The sequence below is a fragment of the Rhodoferax ferrireducens genome (genome assembly GCF_031458075.1).
In the GTDB taxonomy this organism is placed as follows: domain Bacteria; phylum Pseudomonadota; class Gammaproteobacteria; order Burkholderiales; family Burkholderiaceae_C; genus Rhodoferax_B; species Rhodoferax_B ferrireducens_A.
Window position 1 is genome coordinate 1097786 of the sequence record NZ_JAVDXT010000001.1, and the last position, 19072, is coordinate 1116857.

General features: G+C 63.0%; 22 protein-coding genes and 1 tRNA gene. 20 read left to right on the forward strand and 3 right to left on the reverse strand.

Features of this window, described 5'->3' with window-relative positions:
• The first annotated feature begins 5 nt into the window (after positions 1-5).
• From pheT to J2X19_RS05185, 5 genes are all read left to right on the forward strand, one after another.
• The gene (pheT, locus tag J2X19_RS05165; RefSeq protein ID WP_310371236.1) at positions 6-2453 is read left to right on the forward strand and encodes a phenylalanine--tRNA ligase subunit beta; all 2448 of its coding nucleotides are present in this window, start codon (positions 6-8) and stop codon (positions 2451-2453) included.
• Positions 2454-2493: 40 nt separating this feature from the next.
• Positions 2494-2805, forward strand: a complete 312-nt coding sequence (locus J2X19_RS05170) for an integration host factor subunit alpha (protein WP_176955070.1) — start codon at positions 2494-2496, stop codon at positions 2803-2805.
• Between the two features lie 161 nt (positions 2806-2966).
• Complete coding sequence (locus J2X19_RS05175) at positions 2967-3416, forward strand: MerR family transcriptional regulator (RefSeq protein WP_310371238.1); 450 nt, start codon at positions 2967-2969, stop codon at positions 3414-3416.
• A gap of 26 nt (positions 3417-3442) precedes the next feature.
• Positions 3443-3519, forward strand: a tRNA-Pro gene (locus J2X19_RS05180).
• Positions 3520-3603: 84 nt separating this feature from the next.
• Entirely contained in the window at positions 3604-4746 is a 1143-nt protein-coding gene (locus J2X19_RS05185) for an HPP family protein (RefSeq protein ID WP_310371240.1), read from the forward strand.
• Positions 4747-4769: 23 nt separating this feature from the next.
• Here J2X19_RS05185 and J2X19_RS05190 read toward each other — a convergent pair whose 3' ends face one another.
• Together J2X19_RS05190 and J2X19_RS05195 are read right to left on the reverse strand one after the other, a co-directional pair.
• Positions 4770-5660, reverse strand: coding sequence for a dienelactone hydrolase family protein (locus tag J2X19_RS05190; RefSeq protein WP_116604476.1), 891 nt, complete (start codon positions 5658-5660; stop codon positions 4770-4772).
• Between the two features lie 165 nt (positions 5661-5825).
• A complete protein-coding gene (locus J2X19_RS05195; protein WP_116604475.1) occupies positions 5826-6383 on the reverse strand; it encodes a C40 family peptidase in 558 nt (185 codons plus the stop codon).
• 457 nt (positions 6384-6840) lie between these two features.
• Between J2X19_RS05195 and J2X19_RS05200 the strand changes: the two genes are divergently transcribed.
• The 15 genes from J2X19_RS05200 to J2X19_RS25905 all read left to right on the forward strand — a co-directional run bounded on the left by J2X19_RS05200 (position 6841) and on the right by J2X19_RS25905 (position 18234).
• Positions 6841-7863 (forward strand): sulfate ABC transporter substrate-binding protein, encoded by a 1023-nt coding sequence (locus tag J2X19_RS05200; protein ID WP_116604474.1) that lies wholly within the window; start codon positions 6841-6843, stop codon positions 7861-7863.
• A 101-nt stretch (positions 7864-7964) separates the two neighbouring features.
• Positions 7965-8561 (forward strand): NADPH-dependent FMN reductase, encoded by a 597-nt coding sequence (gene ssuE, locus J2X19_RS05205; protein WP_116604473.1) that lies wholly within the window; start codon positions 7965-7967, stop codon positions 8559-8561.
• Positions 8562-8652: 91 nt separating this feature from the next.
• Positions 8653-9603, forward strand: coding sequence for a sulfonate ABC transporter substrate-binding protein (locus J2X19_RS05210; RefSeq protein WP_310371245.1), 951 nt, complete (start codon positions 8653-8655; stop codon positions 9601-9603).
• A 10-nt stretch (positions 9604-9613) separates the two neighbouring features.
• Positions 9614-9841 (forward strand): hypothetical protein, encoded by a 228-nt coding sequence (locus tag J2X19_RS05215; protein WP_310371247.1) that lies wholly within the window; start codon positions 9614-9616, stop codon positions 9839-9841.
• 33 nt (positions 9842-9874) lie between these two features.
• The gene (gene ssuD / locus J2X19_RS05220) at positions 9875-11044 is read left to right on the forward strand and encodes an FMNH2-dependent alkanesulfonate monooxygenase (protein ID WP_310371250.1); all 1170 of its coding nucleotides are present in this window, start codon (positions 9875-9877) and stop codon (positions 11042-11044) included.
• Between the two features lie 15 nt (positions 11045-11059).
• Positions 11060-11446 carry a VOC family protein gene (locus J2X19_RS05225; protein WP_116604470.1) on the forward strand — a complete coding sequence of 129 codons (387 nt, stop codon included), beginning with the start codon at positions 11060-11062 and terminating at the stop codon, positions 11444-11446.
• Positions 11443-12324 carry an aliphatic sulfonate ABC transporter permease SsuC gene (gene ssuC, locus J2X19_RS05230; protein ID WP_310371252.1) on the forward strand — a complete coding sequence of 294 codons (882 nt, stop codon included), beginning with the start codon at positions 11443-11445 and terminating at the stop codon, positions 12322-12324. The genes J2X19_RS05225 and ssuC overlap by 4 nt, the downstream gene beginning before the upstream one ends.
• 8 nt (positions 12325-12332) lie before the next feature.
• Positions 12333-13139: an ATP-binding cassette domain-containing protein gene (locus J2X19_RS05235; RefSeq protein ID WP_310371254.1), complete on the forward strand. Its 807-nt coding sequence runs from the start codon at positions 12333-12335 to the stop codon at positions 13137-13139.
• A gap of 27 nt (positions 13140-13166) precedes the next feature.
• Entirely contained in the window at positions 13167-14459 is a 1293-nt protein-coding gene (locus J2X19_RS05240; protein WP_310371257.1) for an O-acetylhomoserine aminocarboxypropyltransferase/cysteine synthase family protein, read from the forward strand.
• Between the two features lie 98 nt (positions 14460-14557).
• Entirely contained in the window at positions 14558-15154 is a 597-nt protein-coding gene (locus J2X19_RS05245) for a malonic semialdehyde reductase (RefSeq protein WP_310371260.1), read from the forward strand.
• A 25-nt stretch (positions 15155-15179) separates the two neighbouring features.
• Positions 15180-15395: a TOBE domain-containing protein gene (locus J2X19_RS05250; RefSeq protein WP_092758745.1), complete on the forward strand. Its 216-nt coding sequence runs from the start codon at positions 15180-15182 to the stop codon at positions 15393-15395.
• Between the two features lie 19 nt (positions 15396-15414).
• Positions 15415-16455: a methionine ABC transporter ATP-binding protein gene (locus tag J2X19_RS05255; RefSeq protein WP_310371263.1), complete on the forward strand. Its 1041-nt coding sequence runs from the start codon at positions 15415-15417 to the stop codon at positions 16453-16455.
• Complete coding sequence (locus tag J2X19_RS05260) at positions 16448-17116, forward strand: methionine ABC transporter permease (RefSeq protein ID WP_310371266.1); 669 nt, start codon at positions 16448-16450, stop codon at positions 17114-17116. Before J2X19_RS05255 ends, J2X19_RS05260 begins: the two co-directional genes overlap by 8 nt.
• A gap of 160 nt (positions 17117-17276) precedes the next feature.
• Entirely contained in the window at positions 17277-18071 is a 795-nt protein-coding gene (locus J2X19_RS05265; RefSeq protein ID WP_310371268.1) for a MetQ/NlpA family ABC transporter substrate-binding protein, read from the forward strand.
• A gap of 25 nt (positions 18072-18096) precedes the next feature.
• Entirely contained in the window at positions 18097-18234 is a 138-nt protein-coding gene (locus tag J2X19_RS25905; protein WP_405048620.1) for a helix-turn-helix domain-containing protein, read from the forward strand.
• A 148-nt stretch (positions 18235-18382) separates the two neighbouring features.
• Here the strand turns inward: J2X19_RS25905 and J2X19_RS05270 are convergent, their stop codons facing one another.
• Entirely contained in the window at positions 18383-18988 is a 606-nt protein-coding gene (locus J2X19_RS05270; protein WP_310371270.1) for a DJ-1/PfpI family protein, read from the reverse strand.
• Positions 18989-19072 lie beyond the last annotated feature (84 nt).

The window sequence follows — 19072 nt, forward strand, 5'->3', positions numbered from 1 at the left end:
AGACCATGCAATTTCCTGAATCCTGGTTGCGCGCCTTCTGCAACCCCGACCTGACCACCGAGCAACTGGCCGAAACCCTGACCATGGCCGGGCTGGAAGTCGAAGAACTGAAGCCGGTCGCGCCACCGTTTACCGGCATCGTTGTGGGCGAAATCAAGACCGCTGAGCAGCATCCGAATGCCGATCGCCTGCGCGTCTGCACCGTCGATGTAGGCCAGGCCGAACTGCTGAATATCGTCTGCGGCGCCCCGAATGCCCGCGTCGGCATCCGCGTGCCCTGTGCCACGGTGGGCGCAGAGTTGCCGCCCGGCGAAGACGGAAAACCCTTCCTGATCAAGGTCGGCAAGCTGCGTAGCGTGGAAAGCCAGGGCATGCTGTGCTCGGCGCGCGAACTCAAGCTGTCCGAGGACCATGGCGGCCTGCTGGAGCTGTCGGCCGATGCGCCGCTGGGCCAGAACATCCGCGAGCACCTGGCGCTGGACGACACCTTGTTCACCCTCAAGCTCACGCCGAATTTGGCGCATTGCCTGAGCGTGTATGGCGTGGCACGTGAAGTTGCCGCATTGACCGGTGCGCCACTACTGCAGCCTGAGTTTCCTGCGGTTGCCGCAAAGAATGCCGACCGCCTGCCGGTGAAGATCAGCGCACCCGATCTGTGTGGCCGTTTCTCCGGCCGCATCGTGCGCAAGGTGAATCCCAAAGCCCAAACCCCGCAGTGGATGGTGGACCGTCTGGCGCGTTGCGGCCAGCGCAGCGTGACGGCCTTGGTCGACATCTCGAACTACGTGATGTTCGAGCTGGGGCGGCCCTCGCACATTTTCGATCTGGACAAAATCCACGGTGGACTCGACGTGCGCTGGGGCCAGCCCGGTGAGCAACTCAAGCTGCTGAATGGTAATACTGTCACCGTCGACGAAAAAGTCGGCGTGATTGCCGACGACCGGCAGGTTGAATCGCTGGCCGGCATCATGGGCGGCGACGCGACAGCCGTGTCGGACGATACGGTCAACATCTATGCCGAAGCCGCTTTCTGGTGGCCCAAATCGATTGCAGGCCGCTCGCGCCGCTACAACTTCTCCACCGACGCAGGCCACCGTTTTGAGCGCGGTGTCGATGCCAGCCAGACGGTGGAACACCTGGAGCGCATTACCCAGTTGATTCTGGATATCTGCGGCGGCGAAGCCGGACCGATGGACGATGTGCAGGTGAATCTGCCCCAAGCCCAGCCCGTTACCCTGCGCGTGGCGCGTGCCGCCAAGGTGATCGGCATGCCGCTGACCCAAGCCCAGTGCGCCGATGCATTGAAGCGCCTGGGGCTGCCGGTGGTGGAGGGCGATGGCGTACTGACCGTGACGCCGCCGTCCTACCGTTTCGACCTGACCATCGAAGAAGACCTGATCGAGGAAGTGGTGCGCATGGTGGGCTACAACCAGCTGCCGACCACGCCGCCGCTGGCACCGATTACCGCCAAGATCCGTACCGAATCGCAGCGCAGTCCATTTGCCGTGCGCCGTGCGCTGGCCGGCCTGGGCTACCAGGAAACCATCAACTTCAGCTTCGTCGAAGAGCGCTGGGAGAAGGAGTTGGCGGGCAACCCCAATCCTATCCAGCTGCTGAATCCGATTGCAAGCCAAATGAGTGTGATGCGCTCGTCCCTCATGGGTTCCTTGCTACAGGTTTTGAAATTCAACCTGGACCGCAAGGCCAGCCGGGTGCGTGTCTTCGAGCTGGGCCGCGTGTTCCTGCGCGATGCCAATGCGGTGAACTCCGACACCACCGTCGCTGGCTTCCACCAACCCATGCGTGTTGCCGGCATCAGCTTTGGTGCGGCCGACCGCCTGCAATGGGGCCGTAGCGAGCAAGGCGCCGACTTCTTCGACATGAAGGGCGATGTGGAGGCGCTGCTGGCGCCGCTGCAGGCCCAGTTCGAGCCTGCCGAACATCCGGCTCTGCACCCCGGCCGTTGCGCCCGGGTGCTGGTCAATGGACAGGCGATTGGTTTTATTGGCGAATTGCATCCCCAGTGGCGCCAAGGCTATGAGCTGGCGCAAGCGCCGATGCTGTTCGAGTTGGATTTGGACGCAGTGCTACAACGCCCCGTACCGGTGTTCGCGCCGGTAGCCAAGTTCCAGGCCGTCGAGCGCGATATTGCTGTGATCGTGGCCGAGGCTGTGACGCATGCGGCCTTGCTGGCGGCTGCGCAAGCTGCGGTAACCCATGGTTTGCTGCGCGACACCCTGGTGTTCGACATCTACCGCCCCAAGCCCACGCCCAAAGGCGCGGAAGCCCAACCTGTGGCGGCTGGTGGCTTGGCGCAGGGCGAGAAGAGCGTGGCATTGCGCTTAACGTTGAACAGCGCAGAGGCCACGCTGACCGAGTCGCAGATCGAAGCTTCGGTGCAAGCCGTGCTGGCGCAACTGGTTGCGCAATGCGGTGCCCGTTTACGTGCCTGAGAGTAACGCCTTGACTTCATACGACACACTGGAGAAAGCCGTGGAAATTGCGGTGGAAAGCCTGGAAACCCCGGCCTTGACCAAGGCGCAACTTGCCGATTTGCTGTTCGAGCAAATCGGCTTGAACAAGCGTGAGTCCAAGGACATGGTGGATGCATTTTTCGACCTGGTGAGCACCAGTCTGGTGGAGGGCACGGACGTCAAAATCTCGGGCTTCGGTAATTTCCAGATCCGTGTCAAGGCGCCGCGGCCGGGGCGCAATCCACGTACCGGCGAAGCGATTCCTATCGAGGCGCGCCGTGTCGTGACCTTCCACGCCAGCCACAAGCTGAAAGAGCAGATCCAAGGCTGAATGGCCTGGTGGACGTTGCACGGGGTGCCGCAAATTTCATGCATCAGGATGAAATTTATCGTGACACAGACTCCGATGCGATGAAGTAATTTTCCGTCCACAGGCCACATACGGTAACCTCATGGGTTGCTGTCGCATTACTTCAAACCTCATTGATTCTCATGGGAAATTCCCTGCCCTATATTCCCGCCAAGCGCTACTTCACCATTGGTGAAGTAGCCGAGCTGTGTGGCGTCAAGCCGCACGTCTTGCGGTACTGGGAGCAGGAATTCACCCAGCTGCGCCCGATGAAGCGGCGCGGTAATCGCCGCTATTACCAGCACCACGAGGTGCTGATGATTCGCCGCATCCGCGATCTGCTGTACGACCAGGGCTTCACCATCAGCGGCGCCCGTAACAAGCTGCAAGAGCTGGTGCAAGGCGAGCGCGACAAGCGGCGCAATGGCGAGGTGCTGCTGGATGGCATGGAGTCGATTGGCGACGACGATTTGTCTTTCGACCGTCTGGAAGACGTGGTGGTGCTGGACTCTGATGATGCGGCTTCTGTGCATCTGCAATCCGTGCGCAGAGAATTATTCGAAATTCGTGATCTGCTGTCAGAAGTGCTCTAAGCCCAGGCTATAATTCAAGGCTTGATCGGTGTGTGGCGCAGCCTGGTAGCGCACTTGCATGGGGTGCAAGGGGTCGAAGGTTCGAATCCTTTCACACCGACCATTACAAATTAGAAAGCCTCTAAGAATTTAGTTCTTAGAGGCTTTTTTCTTGGGCGATCCAGTCCGCTACCTGTGGGATGCTGCTATGGAAAACGCAACTGCGTATGTGCGAACCCGTGACTTCTTCACCCGTTTTTGGCCGGCTCCAGTACGGGTCGGGGCGGTTGAGCGTTGGCGGGCTGTTGCGGGCGCGTTGATCGGCATTCTGTTGACGGCTCTGGTCAGCCGTTGGTGGGTGGGGGCCGCCGGTGCTGGGCTGTGGTTGGTGGCTCCCATGGGTGCCAGCGCGGTACTGGTATTCGCGGTGCCGGGGAGTCCACTCGCCCAGCCTTGGGCGGTGGTCGGCGGCAATACGCTTTCCGCCTTGGTTGGCATAGCCTGTGCGGTGCTTGTGCCAGATCCGGTGTGGGCCGCGGCACTGGCGGTGGGCTTGGCCATTGCGTTGATGTTTGGCCTGCGTTGCCTGCATCCACCCGGCGGCGCTACGGCGCTGCTGATGGTGCTGGGCCATACCACCAGTTTCCATTTTGCTGTTTCTCCGGTTTTGTTCAATTCGGTGCTGCTGGTATTGGCGGGTGTGCTCTACAACAGTCTGACCGGCCGCCGCTATCCGCATGCCCAGCATGCGACCACGGCGCCGCAGCCTGCGGCACGGTTTACTGCCGCCGATCTGGACGTGGCAATGGCGCACTACAACCAGGTGCTCGACGTCAGCCGGGATGATCTGGAACAGCTGCTGCAGTACGCCGAGCTGGCCGCCTACCAGCGCAATCTGGGTGAGCTGCGCTGCGCCGACATCATGTCGCGTGCGCCCTTGACGGTGGAGTTTGGCACCCCGCTGAACGAGGCATGGGCTCTGCTGCAGGCCCGGCGCATCAAGGCTTTGCCGGTGGTCGATCGGGCTCGACGCATTGTCGGTATCGTCACGGTGGCCGACTTCATGCAGCAACTGGACCTGCAGGACCACCAGGGGATCGTCGGGCGTTTGCGGGCGTTCGTTCGGCCGATCGGATCATCCCATTCGGAGCGGCCGGAGGTGGTGGGGCAGATCATGACCCGCCAAGTCCGCGTGGCGAGCGAGTCGCGGCACGCGATTGAACTGGTACCGCTTTTCTCGGAAGGCGGTCACCACCACATTCCCATCATTGACGATGAAAAGCGCCTCACCGGCATCATCACCCAGTCTGACTTCGTACGGGCTTTGTACCGTGCGGTCAAGCCAGGCTAGCCGGTCGAGGCTACGTCTGCGCTTCAGCCGCGCAGGTTCTGGTTGAAGAATGCCAGCGTGCGGTCCCAGGCCAGCTTGGCCGCTGCAGCGTCGAAGCGGGGCGTGGTGTCGTTGTTGAAGCCATGCTGCGTGGCGGGGTACTTGTAGGCCGTGTAGCGCACGCCAGCGGCCTTGAGTGCGGCTTCGTAGCCGGGCCAGGCGGCGTTGATACGTTCATCTACTTCGGCAAAGTGCACCAGCAACGGGGCTTTGACCTTGGCCGCCTCCGTGGGGGCGGGTTGGTTGCCGTAGAACGGCACTGCCGCACCCAGGTCGGGCAGGCGGGTCGAGAGCATGTGGGCTACGCCGCCGCCATAGCAGAAGCCAACCACGCCAATCTTGCCCGTCACTTCCGGCCGGGCTTTGAGGAAGTTGGCGGCAGCGACAAAGTCTTCCGTAGTTTTGGTTTGGTCGAGCTTGGCGAATAGTTCGCGGGCTTTGTCTTCATCGCCGGGGTAGCCGCCCAGTGGGCTCAGCGCATCCGGGGCGAAGGCCACGAAGTTGTCCAGCGCCAGGCGGCGGGCAATGTCTTCGATATGCGGGTTCAAGCCGCGGTTTTCATGCACCACCAGAATGGCAGGCAGGGGGCCGGTGGCATTGGCCGGGCGGGCTAGATAGCCCTTGACGCTGCCAGAGCCATTCGGAGATGGGTAGGACAGGGTTTCGGTCTTGATGCGCGGATCGGTGGGGGCAACCTGCTGGGCGGCCGCGAAGTTGGGGCTCAGCGCGCCCAGCAGCATGGTGGCGGTGACGCCACCGACAGCGAATTTCTGGGCCCGCTCCAGGAATCCGCGCCGGTCCAGCGCGCCGTGCACGTAGGCGTCAAACAGGATCAGGAGTTCTTGGTCGAAATCTTGGGCGGTTTTACGCTGCATGGCGGGTCTCCAAATGGATTGAGGGGGATCTATGCAGCGCCGGGTGGGCGGCTTGGGCCGGCTTTTCAAGCGCTACGCAAATCGTGCTGCAGCATATCGGCCCGAGGTATTTCCGCAAAGCCCGTTGCCTGCTGCGGGTTAATCGCAGCAACGAATGGTATGGGCTTAGGGCTTGTCCGCAACGTCGTCGGTGGGGGCTACGCGGCGCGCGCCGTCAAAGCGGCGTTGCCAGTAGGCTGCACGCATGTCTTCTACGCGGACCGAAGCGCCAGAGCGGGGCGCGTGGATGAATTTGCCGTCGCCCACGTAGATGCCGACGTGGCTGAAGGCGCGCTTCATGGTGTTGAAGAACACCAGATCGCCAGGGCGCAAGTCGTTTTTATCGATGTGGTCGGTGGCGGCAGCTTGCTCATTGGCGCGGCGTGGCAGGACCAGGCCAATGGTTTTTTCAAACGTGGCGCGCACAAATCCACTGCAGTCGAAACCGGTGTCTTCGGAATTGCCACCGCGCTTGTAGGGCACGCCCAGGAAGCCCATGGCATTCACTACCAGGTCGGATGCCCGGTTGCTGACGTTTTGGCGTACCTGTTGGAACTGGTCAATGGTGTGGGTCAGCAGGCCTTTTTCGGCCAGTAACTTGTCCATTTCATCGTTGGAACCGGGCTGCGGGGCTGCGTGTGCAGTTGCGCATACAAGAGATAAAACAACGAACCATTTATGCATCGGGCGAAGGTTAGAGACTGCGGCCCCATAAGTCAAGCCGTCGAACTAGCGTAAGTGCTTGATTTGTAATGAACTTCACCAAGTTTTTTGTAAATTCCCCGGTTACAAGGAGATTTACCCGGCTGGTGAAGCTGGCACGGATGGCTGTGCCGGCGTGAATATGGCGTCGGTGGCGCCACGTTGTTGAAACACTGGCGCTTTGTTCGCTGGGGGTGATCCGCCCCGGCACCGACATGTAAATGAATGTAGTCCTCTGCCACCAAACTGCAATCGGGAGGAGCGCAGCGCCTGCCAACTATGTCCGGTATTGGCCGCACATTTTTAAAATCGCTGGCTTGCGGCGGATGTGAGTGACTTGAGATGTTTAAGTAATAAACAACCAAAAATTCATTCGTTCCAGTTTTGACAGTTCGCTTCCAGAATCCATCCCATCACCTTTCTGGACTACCTACTACCTATGTTGACCCGCCGCCGTCTTTCTCAAGCCCTCGCTGTATTTGCTGTCTCCGCCGCAGGTCTTTCCGCCCACGCCCAGGCTCCCGCACCTGTGACACTGCTTAACGTGTCGTACGACCCGACCCGCGAGTTTTACAAGGACTTCAATGCCGCCTTCGCCAAGGACTGGCTGGCCAAGAACAAGCAGGAAGTCAGCATCAAGCAATCGCACGGCGGCTCTGGCAAGCAGGCTCGCTCGGTGATCGACGGCCTGGAAGCCGACGTGGTCACGCTGGCCCTGGCCTACGACGTGGACGCGCTGAACGAGTTCGGCAAGCTAATCCCCGCCGACTGGCAAAAACGCCTGCCGCAAAACGCTTCGCCCTACACCAGCACCATCGTGTTCCTGGTGCGTAAGGGCAACCCCAAGAAGATCAGCGACTGGAGCGACCTGGTGCGTCCCGGCGTCGGCATCGTCACACCCAACCCCAAGACATCGGGCGGTGCGCGCTGGAACTACCTGGCCGCTTGGGGCTTTGCCGTCAAGAAGAATGGCGCCGACGAAGCCCATGCACGTGACTTCGTGAAAGCCTTGTACAGCAATGCCGTTACGCTGGACTCCGGTGCCCGCGGTGCCACCACCAGCTTTACCGAGCGTGGCCAGGGCGACGTGCTGATCGCCTGGGAGAACGAGGCTTATCTGGCCCTGCAGGAATTCGGCAAGGACAAGTTCGAGATCGTCACCCCCAGCCTGTCCATCCTGGCCGAGCCACCAGTGAGCGTGGTCGACAAGGTGGTCGACAAACGCGGTACCCGCAAGATTGCCGAAGCCTATCTGCAGTACCTGTACAGCCCGGTGGGCCAGGACCTGGCCGGCAAGAACTTCTACCGCCCGCGCGACAAAGCCGCACAGGCCAAATACGCCAAGCAGTTCGGCACGGTGAACCTGTTCACCATCGACGAGCTGTTCGGTGGCTGGACCAAGGCGCAGAAGACCCATTTCGCCGAAGGTGGTGTGTTCGACCAAATCTACAGCAAGAAGTAATTGTCCCGCCCAGCCCACACCGCACTGTGCCCCTCAGAAGGGCCGGGCGTTGGGCTGGAGCAGATGTAGACACATATAAAAATGCACCAGGGAGTCTTTGAATGTCCATCCTCTTAATTGCTGGCAGTCCGTCCGAGCGCTCGCGTTCTGCCGCTTTGCTGGATGCCACGCAGCAGCACCTGGAGGCGCGTGGCGCGCTGGTCGAGCGGGTGCTGATCCGCGACCTGTCGCCCCAGGCCCTGGTGCTGGCCGATGTGGCCCACCCCAGCATTGCGCAGGCCGTGGCCAAGGTGGCGCGGGCCCGGGCGATTGTGGTGGCCACGCCGATCTACAAGGCCGCCTACAGCGGCGTGTTGAAGCTGTTTCTGGACCTGCTGCCGCAAACCGCCTTCAAAGGCAAAACCGTGTTGCCGCTGGCCACCGGCGGCAGCCCGCACCACATGCTGGCGCTCGACTACGCGCTGCGGCCGGTGCTGCAAGCCCTGTCGGCTGACCACATCCTGCCCGGGGTGTTTGCCATCGACGGCCAGGTCGTGCTGCTGCCGCCCGATGCGCACCAGCTGGATGCCGACCTGGCGCAGCGCCTGTACCGCGCGGTTGATCTGCTGCCGGTAGCGCAGGGCTGGGGCAAGCCGGCCATCCCCGCGAGCACCGCTTTTGCGCCTGTGCATTTCTCGCTGGTGCGATGTAGCGTTTAACGCCACCGGCCTTCTTTTTCTTCCTTCCATTTTTTCATGCTGCGCAGCGGCAGGGCAGAGCTTTGCCTGCGCAGTGTCCAAGGACTTCCAAATGCATCCATTGAACTCGATTTCCCGCCGCCAGCTACTGGCCGCTGCAGCTCTCGCCGTGCCCGCCTTCCAGGCCTTTGGCCAGGCGCCGCGCACCCTGCGCATTGGCAACCAGAAAGGCGTGCTGAGCTTTTTGAAAGCCCGTGGCACGCTGGAAAAGCGCCTGGCCCCGCTGGGCGTGAACGTGACCTGGACCGAATTTAACGCCGGCCCGGTGCAGCTGGAAGCGCTGAACGTCGGCGCCATCGACTTTGGTGACGTGGGCGAAGCCCCGCCCATCTTCGCCCAGGCCGCCGGTGCGCCGCTGGTCTATGCGGCTGCCACCGTGCCGCGCCCCACCAGCGAAGCGCTGATCGTGCCCAAGGGCTCGGCGATCCAGAAGGTCAGCGACCTGAAGGGCAAGAAGATTGCCTACAACAAGGGCTCGAACGTGCAGTTCTTTCTGGCCAAGCTGCTGGAGAAAAACGGCCTGGCTTACAGCGATGTGCAGCACGCACACCTGCCGCCGGCCGATGCGCGTGCCGCCTTCGCGCAGGGCTCGGTCGATGCCTGGGTGATCTGGGACCCGTTCCTGGCCTCGGCCCAGAAAACCCTGGACGCCCGCCTGCTGGCCGATGCCACCGGCGTGGTCAACAACCGCGGCTACTACTTCACTTCGCGCAGCTATGCCGACAAGAACGCCGACATCCTGCGCATTGCGGTGGAAGAGGTCGGCGCCATCGAGAAATGGGCGGGTAGCCAGCGCGCCGACGCGGCCACCGAGTACGCGGCTGTGCTGGGTCTGGAGCGCAGCGTGGTCGAGGTGGCGGTCAACCGCACGGCTTATGGCACGGTGCCCATCACCAAGGCCATCCTGGCCGAGCAACAGCAGATTGCCGACACCTTCTTTGAACTGAAGCTGCTGCCCAAGAAGATCAACATTCTGGACGCCGCCCTGGCCGGTGCGGCCTGAGGTGCGGGCCGTGGCGACCCGCAGCCCCGTCGCAGACACACAGCAGCATGCGCTGCGCCTGCTGGTGACCACGGCAGTGAGTTGGGGGCTTTTCAGCCCTCCAGCGCAACAATTACCTGCGCTGGTAGCTACTAAATTGGTAGCAAATGGCTTGTTTCGCCCCTGGGGCGTGGCACCGGTTCGCCATCTGCGTTGCGTGGCCACCCGTGGCAACCACCGGGCCGATGCCCGCCGCTAACTTTCACGTCCACGATTTTTGGAGTTGTTTGCAATGCAAGTTTTCTGGTTCATCCCTACCCATGGCGACAGCCGCTACCTGGGCACCAGCGAGGGTGCGCGCGAGGTCAATTTCGACTACCTGAAGCAGGTCGCGCAGGCGGCCGACAGCATGGGCTACGAGGGCGTGCTGATCCCCACCGGCCGCTCCTGCGAAGACCCCTGGGTGGTGGCATCGGCGTTGCTGCCGGTCACCCAGCGCCTGAAGTTCCTGGTGGCTGTGCGCCCCGGCCTGCACCAGCCCAGCCTGGCCGCGCGCATGGCCGCCACCTTTGACCGCCTGTCCGGCGGGCGTCTGCTGATCAACCTGGTGACCGGTGGCGACCAGACCGAGCTGGAGGGCGACGGCGTGTACCTGGACCACGCGCAGCGCTACGAGCAGTCGGCCGAGTTCATCCGCATCTGGCGCGAGATCCTGGCGCGCAGCCATGACGGCGAGAGCTTTGATTTTGAGGGCCAGCACCTCAGCGTGAACGGCGCCAAGCTGCTCTATCCACCGCTGCAAAAACCGTATCCGCCGGTGTATTTCGGCGGATCGTCCGACGCGGCGCACGACCTGGCAGCCGAGCAGGTCGACACCTACCTGACCTGGGGCGAACCGCCGGCCGAGGTGGCCAAGAAGGTCGCCGATGTGCGGGCGCGTGCCGCCAAGCACGGCCGCACGGTGAAGTTCGGCATCCGCCTGCACGTCATCGTGCGCGAGACCGATGCCGAGGCCTGGGCCGCGGCCGACAGCCTGATCAGCAAGCTCGACGACGACACCGTGGTCCGCGCCCAGGCTGCGTTTGCGCGCATGGATTCGCAAGGCCAGCGCCGCATGGCTGCGCTGCATGCGGGTGGCAAGAAGCGCACGCGCGCCGATTTGGAAATCAGCCCCAACCTGTGGGCCGGCGTTGGCCTGGTGCGCGGCGGGGCCGGCACGGCCCTGGTCGGCGACCCGCAGACCGTGGCCGCGCGCATGCAGGAATATGCGGACCTGGGCCTGGACACCTTTGTGCTGTCCGGCTACCCGCATCTGGAAGAAGCCTACCGCTTCGCCGAGCTGGTGTTCCCGCTGCTGCCGCGCAGCGTGCAAGACAAGCTCAAGCTGCCCGGCCAGCAGTTGACCGGGCCGTTTGGTGAAGTGGTCGGCAACAGCTATCTACCCAAAGCTTCGCAAAGCTGAAAAGGAAGAAAACCCATGAACATCCATTCCATCCACCACGCGCAGCTGGCGTTCCGCGCAGGCGACGAGGCGCAGATCCGGCGCTTCTACAACCAGCTGATCGGCCTGACCGAATTCAACTACGGCGAGCCCGTGGACACCCATGCGCCGCTGCGCTTTGTTGCCGGCCACCAGCGCATCGACCTGGTGCCTACCGACAACTGGCAACCCAACCCCATCCCCAGCCACCTGGCGTTTGAAGTGCAAGGCCTGCCGACCTTGCGCAACCGCCTGCTGTCGGCCGACGTGGCGCTGGAAGAAAGCCGCCCGCTGGTCGGCTACCTGCGCTTCTACGTCAAGGACCCGGCGGGCAACCAGCTGGAGTTTCTGGAACCCGACGCATCCCAGGCGAGCACGGTATGAGCGGCCCCCGTACATACGAGCATGAGCTGCAGGTCACGCCGTTTCCCCACACGGCCGAAGATGCTCCGGCTGCAGCCGAGTCGCGTTTCCCTTTCAAAGCATTTGCGGCCAGCGTAGGCCAGGGCCTGCTGCCCTGGTTGCTGCCCATCGTGCTGATCGTGGTCTGGCAGATCGCCTCCAGCGTCGGCTGGCTGGCGACCCGCATCCTGCCCGCACCCTTCGATGTGTTCAAGGCCGCCTGGACCCTGGCGGCCTCCGGCGAGCTGGCCAAGCACGTGGGCGTGAGCGCCTGGCGCGCTCTGTCCGGCCTGGCCATGGGCGGCGGCCTGGGCCTGCTGCTGGGCCTGCTGACGGGCTCGGTGAAGTTCTTCGAAACCCTGTTCGACTCTAGCCTGCAGATGGTGCGCAACATCCCCGCGCTGTCGCTGATTCCGCTGGTGATTCTGTGGTTCGGCATTGACGAAACGGCCAAGCTGTTTCTGATCTCGGTGTCGGTGTTCTTCCCGATCTACCTGAACACCTTCCACGGCATCCGCAATGTGGACCCGGCGCTGATCGAGATGGGCCGCAGCTACGGCCTGACGCGCTGGCAGCTGTACCGCGACATCATCTTGCCGGGCGCGCTGTCCAGCATCCTGGTGGGCCTGCGCTTCAGTTTGGGCTTGATGTGGGTGATCTTGATCGTGGCCGAAACCATCTCGGCCCAGGCCGGCATCGGCTACCTGACGATGAACGCCCGCGAGTTCCTGCAGACCGACATCGTGCTGGTCGGCATCCTGCTCTACGCCTTGCTGGGCAAGCTGGCCGACGTGTTCGCCCGCGGCCTGGAGCGCTTCTTCCTGCGCTGGCACCCTGGATACCAAGCCAACACGAACTGAGGGCCACCATGTCTGAACAACCCAAGAACGGCGTGCGCCTGCAGCTGCAACATTTAAGCAAACGCTATGGCGAACGCCAGGTGCTGCACAACACCCAGCTGACGATCGAGCCCGGCCAGTTCGTCGCCATCGTCGGCCGCAGCGGCTGCGGCAAGAGCACCTTGCTGCGCCTGGTGGCGGGTCTGGAATCGGCCACCGGCGGCAGCCTGCAGCTGGATGCCGAGCCGGTGCAAGGCATCCGCGCCGACACCCGCATCATGTTCCAGGATGCGCGCCTGCTGCCCTGGCACAAGGTGATCGACAACGTGCTGATCGGCCTGCCGAAATCGGCACGCGAGCAGGGCGAAAAAGTGCTGGCCCAGGTCGGACTGGCGGACCGCAAGAACGACTGGCCGGCCAAGCTGTCCGGCGGCCAGCGCCAGCGCGTGGCCCTGGCCCGCGCCCTGGTGCGCAACCCGCGCCTGCTGCTGCTCGACGAACCGCTGGGCGCGCTGGATGCGCTGACCCGCATCGAGATGCACCGCCTGGTCGAAGGCCTGTGGCAGGACCAGGGCTTTACCGCCTTGCTGGTGACGCACGACGTGCAGGAAGCCGTGGCCCTGGCCGACCGGGTGATCCTGATCGAAGACGGCCGCATCGCGCTGGACGAAAACATCGCCCTGGCCCGGCCGCGCTGGCATGGCGACCCGGAGTTCGCCCGCATCGAAAAGCGCATCCTGGACCGCGTGCTACAGAAACCAGAGCGGCCTGCGCATATAGACCGTGCGCGGGGCGGCGATTTGACGCCGATTTTTGGCATCCGTTGGGCGATTTGATTTTCACCACCATCCGAGGGAGACACCATGGCAAGAGACACCAGCAACTGGAAGTTTGAAACCCTGTCCGTCCACGCCGGCTATTCGCCGGACCCGACAACGCGCGCGGTAGCGCCGCCGATCTACCAGACTGTGGCCTATGCGTTCGACAGCGCCCAGCACGGCGCCGACCTGTTCGACCTGAAGGTGCCGGGCAACATCTACACGCGGATCATGAATCCGACGCAGGACATCCTGGAGCAGCGCGTGGCCGCGTTGGAGGGCGGCATTGCCGCGCTGGCCCTGGCCTCCGGCCAGGCGGCCGTGACCTATGCGATCCAGACGATTGCCGAGGCCGGCGACAACATCATCAGCAGCACCGCGCTGTACGGCGGCACCTACAACCTGTTCGCCCACACGCTGCCGCAGTTCGGCATCACCACCCGCTTTGCCGACCACCGCGACCCAGCCAGCTTCGAAGGCCTGTTCGACGACAAGACCAAGGCGGTCTTCGTCGAGTCGCTGGGCAACCCGGCCGGTAATGTGACCGACATCGCCGCGATTGCCGAGATTGCGCACCGCCACGGCGTGCCACTGATCGTGGACAACACCGTGCCCAGCCCCTACCTGAGCCGGCCCATCGAGCACGGCGCCGACATCGTGGTGCATTCGCTGACCAAATACCTGGGCGGCCACGGCACCAGCATTGGCGGGGCCATCGTCGATTCCGGCAAGTTCCCCTGGGCCGAGCACAAGGCGCGTTTCAAGCGACTCAACGAGCCCGACCCCAGCTACCACGGCGTGGTCTACACCGAGGCCCTGGGCGCCGCCGCCTACATCGGCCGGGCGCGCGTGGTGCCGCTGCGCAATACCGGCGCGGCGATCTCGCCGTTCAACGCGTTTTTGATTTTGCAGGGCATAGAAACCCTGGCCCTGCGCATGGACCGCATCAACAGCAACACCCTGGCAATTGCCCAGCACCTGCGCGGCGCGGCCAAGGTGCAGTGGGTCAACTACGCCGGCCTGGAAGACCACCCCGACTACCCGCTGGCCAAGAAGTATTTGCGCGGCAAGGCCTCCGGCATTCTGACTTTCGGCGTCACCGGCGGACGCGAGGCCGGCGCCCGTTTCCTGGATGCCTTGCAGCTGTTCACCCGCCTGGTGAATATCGGCGATGTGCGCTCACTGGCCACGCATCCGGCGTCCACCACCCACCGCCAGCTCAACCCGGCCGAGCTGGCCCGGGCTGGCGTGTCGGAGGAGACGGTGCGCCTGTCGGTCGGTATCGAACACATCGACGACCTGCTGGCCGACCTGGACCAGGCACTGGCCGCGGTGTAAGCCACAGATTTATAGAAAAAAGGCCGCTGGAGCAGTTTATGTATGCGCTGGCAGCTCTCTATTTGATAGCAATAAAGTATTTCTACAGGACCCAAGCCATGACGCAACTCCATGTTTTGCCCGATCTCTCGCTGGACCAGCTGTTCCGCAAAGCCCGCACGGTCCACGCGTTCCAGCCCGTGCCGGTGAGCGACGACACCGTCCGCCAGCTGTACGAGCTGCTGAAGTGGGGGCCCACCGCCTTCAACGCCCAGCCCGCGCGCTATGTGTTCGTGCGCAGCGCCGAGGCCAAGGCCCGGCTGCTGCCCGCGGTATCGGCCGGCAACCGTGCGCAGACCGAGGCGGCCGGCGTCACGGTGATCGTGGCGCAGGACAGCCAGTTCTACGAACACCTGCCCAGCCAGTTCCCGGCCTACAACGCCAAGCCGCTGTTTGAAAGCAATGCCCAGGCCGCCGAGGCCACGGCCTTCCGCAATGCCAGCCTGCAAGGCGCCTACCTGATCCTGGCGGCGCGCGCGCTGGGCCTGGATGTCGGTGCGCAGTCGGGCTTTGACGCGGCGGCGGTGAACCAGGCCTTCTTTGCCGATGGCCGCTGGAAAGCCAATTTCCTGGTCAACCTGGGCGTGGCCGACCACCAGGCCACGCACCCGCGCGGACCCCGTTTAGCGTTTGACGAAGTCGCCCAAATCGTCTGATTTTTTAACCCCAAGGAGTATCCCCATGTCCATCCAAGCCATCAATGTGCGCAACCAGTTCCGCGGCAAGATCAAAGAAATCATCCGCGGCGATGTCGTGTCGGAAATCGATGTCGAAACCCCCTGGGGCATCGTCACCTCGGTCATCACCACCCGCTCGGTGGTCGACCTGGAGCTGAAGGTCGGCAGCGAAGTGGTCGCGCTGGTCAAGTCCACCGAAGTCTCCATCGCCAAGCTGTGAGGACCGGCATCGCCACGACATGATTGAGTTGCACAACATCCACCAGACTTACCCCGGCCCACAAGGCCCGGTGCAAGCATTGCAGGGCATCGACCTGCAGATACAGGCGGGTGAAATTTTCGGGGTGATCGGGCGCAGCGGCGCGGGCAAAAGCTCGCTGGTGCGCGTGATCAACCTGTTGAACCGGCCCTCGCAAGGCCAGGTCCGCGTCGATGGGCGCGACCTGACGGCGCTGAACGCCCCCGATCTGCGTGCCGCCCGGCACCAGATCGGCATGGTGTTCCAGCACTTCAACCTGCTGTCCTCACGGACGATTTTTGACAATGTGGCGCTGCCGCTGGAGCTGGCCGGTACCCGCCCGGCGCTGATCAAGGCGCGGGTCGACGACCTGCTGGACCTGGTCGGCCTGTCGGCGCTGCGCGACCGCTACCCGGCGCAGATCAGCGGCGGGCAGAAGCAGCGCGTAGGCATTGCCCGCGCGCTGGCCAGCAACCCCAAGGTCTTGCTGTCCGACGAAGCCACTTCGGCGCTCGACCCGGAAACCACCCGTTCTATTCTTGGCCTGCTGCGCCAGATCAACCGCGACTTCGGTTTGACCATTGTGCTGATCACCCACCAGATGCAGGTGATCAAGCAGGTGGCCGACCGGGTAGCGGTGATAGACGCCGGCCGCATCGTGGAGCAGGGCGCGGTGATCGACGTGTTCACCCGCCCGCAACACGCCACCACCCGCAGCCTGATCGCCGAGATCGTGCCGCAGGACCTGCCCGAGAGCGTGCTGGTACGCATCCGCAAGCTGATGGCCACCGAGCCGGCCCAGCAAGGCCAGCTGTTGCGGCTGGCGTTTGCGGGTGATGACTCGGACCGGCCGTTGCTGTCGGACGTGATCCGCCGCTTCGGGCTGGACCTGAACATCCTGCACGGCCAGGTCGACGAGATCCAGGGCCGACCGTTTGGCGCGTTGGCCGTGCATGTGCGCGGCGCCCGCGAGCAACTGGCGGGGGCCGTGGCGCATCTGCGCGGCGCCGGCGTGTTGGTACAGGAGGTCGCCCATGTTTGATACTTTTACTCCCCAACTGATTGAGCTGTTTGCATCCTCGTTCTGGGAGACGCTGGTGATGGTCGGCATCTCTGGCGCAGTGGGTGCGCTGATCGGCGTGCCGCTGGGCGTGTTCCTGCGCTTGACCGACCACGGCGGTGTGCTGCACAACCCGGCGCTGAACCGCAGCGTTGGCGGCATCGTCAACGCCGTGCGCTCCACGCCTTTCATCATCCTGCTGGTGGCCATCATTCCGCTGACGCGCTTGCTGACGGGTTCGTCCATCGGCACGATGGCGGCGGTAGTGCCGCTGACGATTGCTGCTGCACCCTTCATTGCCCGGCTGGTGGAAACCGCGCTGCGCGAGGTCGACCACGGCCTGGTCGAGGCGGCGCAGGCCATGGGCGCCAGCACCCGGCAGATCGTCTTCAAGGTGCTGCTGCCCGAGGCCCTGCCCGGCATCGTCGCCGGCCTGACCATCACCTTGGTCAGCCTGACCGGCTACTCGGCCATGGCCGGCGCCATCGGTGGCGGCGGCCTGGGCGATCTGGGTATCCGCTACGGCTACCAGCGCTTTCTGCCCGAGGTCATGCTGGCCGTGGTGCTGGTGTTGATCGTCTTTGTACAGGCACTGCAAAGCCTCGGCGACTGGTTCGTACGTCGCCTAAGTCATAGGTTGTGACTCACCCCCAGGCTTCAGTGCTGCGCACTTTCCGCCAACCCCCTTGCAGGGGGCGATACCAGTGGCCCGGCAGAGCCGGTTCCACGGTATCCCTGGAGGTGTGCGTTCAACTTGTGCGTTGGGGCTGAACCGTTCCTTTTTTTACTTGAAAGACCTTGCTATGAACAAACGCCATTTGATCCAATCCGCTCTGTCGCTGGCGCTGCTGGCCTCGCTGTCGGGCAGCCTGCTGGCGCAGGACAAACCGCTGAAGATCGGCGTCACCGCCGGCCCGCATGCCCAGATCTTCGAGCAGGTGAAGAAGATCGCTGAAAAGGACGGGCTGAAGATCCAGATCGTCGAGTTCAGCGACTACATCCAGCCGAATGCCGCACTGGCCGCCGGCGACCTGGACGCCAACAGCTACCAGCACAAGCCCTACTTGGACCAGCAGGTCAAGGACCGCAGCTACAAGATCGTCTCCGTGGGCTATACCGTCAACTTCCCCATCGGCATTTACTCCAAGAAGGTGAAGAGCCTGGCCGAGCTGAAGGAGGGTGCGCGCGTCGGCATCCCCAACGATCCCACCAATGGCGGCCGCGTGCTGCTGGTGTTCCAGGACAAGGGCTTGATCAAGCTCAAGCCCGATGCGGGCCTGAAAGCCACGCCGCTGGACGTGATCGACAACCCGAAGAAGATCAAGTTCGTTGAAGTGGATGCAGCCCAGCTGCCACGCACGCTGGACGACCTGGACGCTTCGGCCGTCAACACCAACTACGCGCTGTCGGCCGGCCTGAACCCCAAGGATGCCATCGCCCAGGAGAACGCCAAGAGCCCTTACGTGAACCTGCTTGCCGTGCGCGACCAGGACAAGGACAAGCCCTGGGTCGCCAAGCTGGTGACGGCCTACCACTCGGACGAAATACGCAAGTACATCCAGACCGAGTTCAAGGGCGCGGTGCTGGCCGGGTTCTGAGGGCAATCTGTTTGCACGGCGCAAGCTGCTGGGTCTGAAACAGGCCGACGTGGCCGTGCAGGTGGGGGTAACGGCTGAGTCGTTGTCCCGCTTCGAGCGCGGCAGGGCCGCCGAGTTTGGCTCGCGTAAGCTGCTGCCGTATTGGCCGTGCTGGACGTTATAGCGCAAGGCCAGTCTGGCAACCTGGACGAGCTGCGTCGTGAGCCGATGTGCATCTCTCGCCCGCCTACGACATGTTCACCACTAGCGTCTACCTCAGCACAGGCAGCTCTTTATTTCATAGCGTTCAGGCCGCGATCGAAAACCCCGTGTCAAACTTTCGCAACCGCAATGGACGACTTGATGAGTTCCTCAAAAATATGCGCCTGCCCTGCGGGAATGAGTTGTCTATGGATCTCTCGCCGCTTGTCCTCTCCATATAGGCGTTCAGCCAGCCACCCGGTCAGATACAGCGCAGATAAACAGCCACCGGCTGTGGCGATATTGCCTTCCACTACCAGTGCCTTGTCCTGAACATCCACACCCATGGACACCAGCCCTGGCTTGGCATCTGGATGCGTGGTTGCCTTGATGCCGTCCAGCAAACCCAATCGAAACAAGATGATCGAACCGGCACAGACGGAGCCAATGAGTTGCTTTTGCGGGTTCAGATGGAAGGATGCCATGAACGCCTCGTCCGCCAATGCGGCCGGTACACCTCGATAGCCGCTGACGAACAGAACAACATCTGCGGCGTTGGCCTCCGATACATGGCCATCCGTTTTGACCGTCTGGCCCAATGTGGAGGTATGGATGCTTTTGGTGCCCAGAACTTTGACGTCCCAATCCGTGCTGGTTCGCCCCAGAATATCTCGCATCAAAAAGAAATCGATATCGGTGAAATCGTCGAAGACGATGATCGAAATCTCATACTTCATTTGTCGCTCCGTTGGGTGTACGCACACCAAGCTATCGTTTGGCTTAGACCTCAGTTGGCCGCGCATGATGATCTGGACTCTGGC

Coding starts and splice junctions, on each gene's coding strand:
- J2X19_RS05235 (WP_310371254.1), top strand. CDS start 12,333: ATGTCTGAACAACCCAAGAACGGCGTGCGCCTGCAGCTGCAACATTTA.
- J2X19_RS05185 (WP_310371240.1), top strand. CDS start 3,604: ATGGAAAACGCAACTGCGTATGTGCGAACCCGTGACTTCTTCACCCGT.
- ssuE (WP_116604473.1), top strand. CDS start 7,965: ATGTCCATCCTCTTAATTGCTGGCAGTCCGTCCGAGCGCTCGCGTTCT.
- J2X19_RS05250 (WP_092758745.1), top strand. CDS start 15,180: ATGTCCATCCAAGCCATCAATGTGCGCAACCAGTTCCGCGGCAAGATC.
- J2X19_RS05200 (WP_116604474.1), top strand. CDS start 6,841: ATGTTGACCCGCCGCCGTCTTTCTCAAGCCCTCGCTGTATTTGCTGTC.
- J2X19_RS05225 (WP_116604470.1), top strand. CDS start 11,060: ATGAACATCCATTCCATCCACCACGCGCAGCTGGCGTTCCGCGCAGGC.
- J2X19_RS05195 (WP_116604475.1), bottom strand. CDS start 6,383: ATGCATAAATGGTTCGTTGTTTTATCTCTTGTATGCGCAACTGCACAC.
- J2X19_RS05175 (WP_310371238.1), top strand. CDS start 2,967: ATGGGAAATTCCCTGCCCTATATTCCCGCCAAGCGCTACTTCACCATT.
- ssuC (WP_310371252.1), top strand. CDS start 11,443: ATGAGCGGCCCCCGTACATACGAGCATGAGCTGCAGGTCACGCCGTTT.
- ssuD (WP_310371250.1), top strand. CDS start 9,875: ATGCAAGTTTTCTGGTTCATCCCTACCCATGGCGACAGCCGCTACCTG.
- J2X19_RS05265 (WP_310371268.1), top strand. CDS start 17,277: ATGAACAAACGCCATTTGATCCAATCCGCTCTGTCGCTGGCGCTGCTG.
- J2X19_RS05190 (WP_116604476.1), bottom strand. CDS start 5,660: ATGCAGCGTAAAACCGCCCAAGATTTCGACCAAGAACTCCTGATCCTG.
- pheT (WP_310371236.1), top strand. CDS start 6: ATGCAATTTCCTGAATCCTGGTTGCGCGCCTTCTGCAACCCCGACCTG.
- J2X19_RS05270 (WP_310371270.1), bottom strand. CDS start 18,988: ATGAAGTATGAGATTTCGATCATCGTCTTCGACGATTTCACCGATATC.
- J2X19_RS05240 (WP_310371257.1), top strand. CDS start 13,167: ATGGCAAGAGACACCAGCAACTGGAAGTTTGAAACCCTGTCCGTCCAC.
- J2X19_RS05245 (WP_310371260.1), top strand. CDS start 14,558: ATGACGCAACTCCATGTTTTGCCCGATCTCTCGCTGGACCAGCTGTTC.
- J2X19_RS05210 (WP_310371245.1), top strand. CDS start 8,653: ATGCATCCATTGAACTCGATTTCCCGCCGCCAGCTACTGGCCGCTGCA.
- J2X19_RS05260 (WP_310371266.1), top strand. CDS start 16,448: ATGTTTGATACTTTTACTCCCCAACTGATTGAGCTGTTTGCATCCTCG.
- J2X19_RS05255 (WP_310371263.1), top strand. CDS start 15,415: ATGATTGAGTTGCACAACATCCACCAGACTTACCCCGGCCCACAAGGC.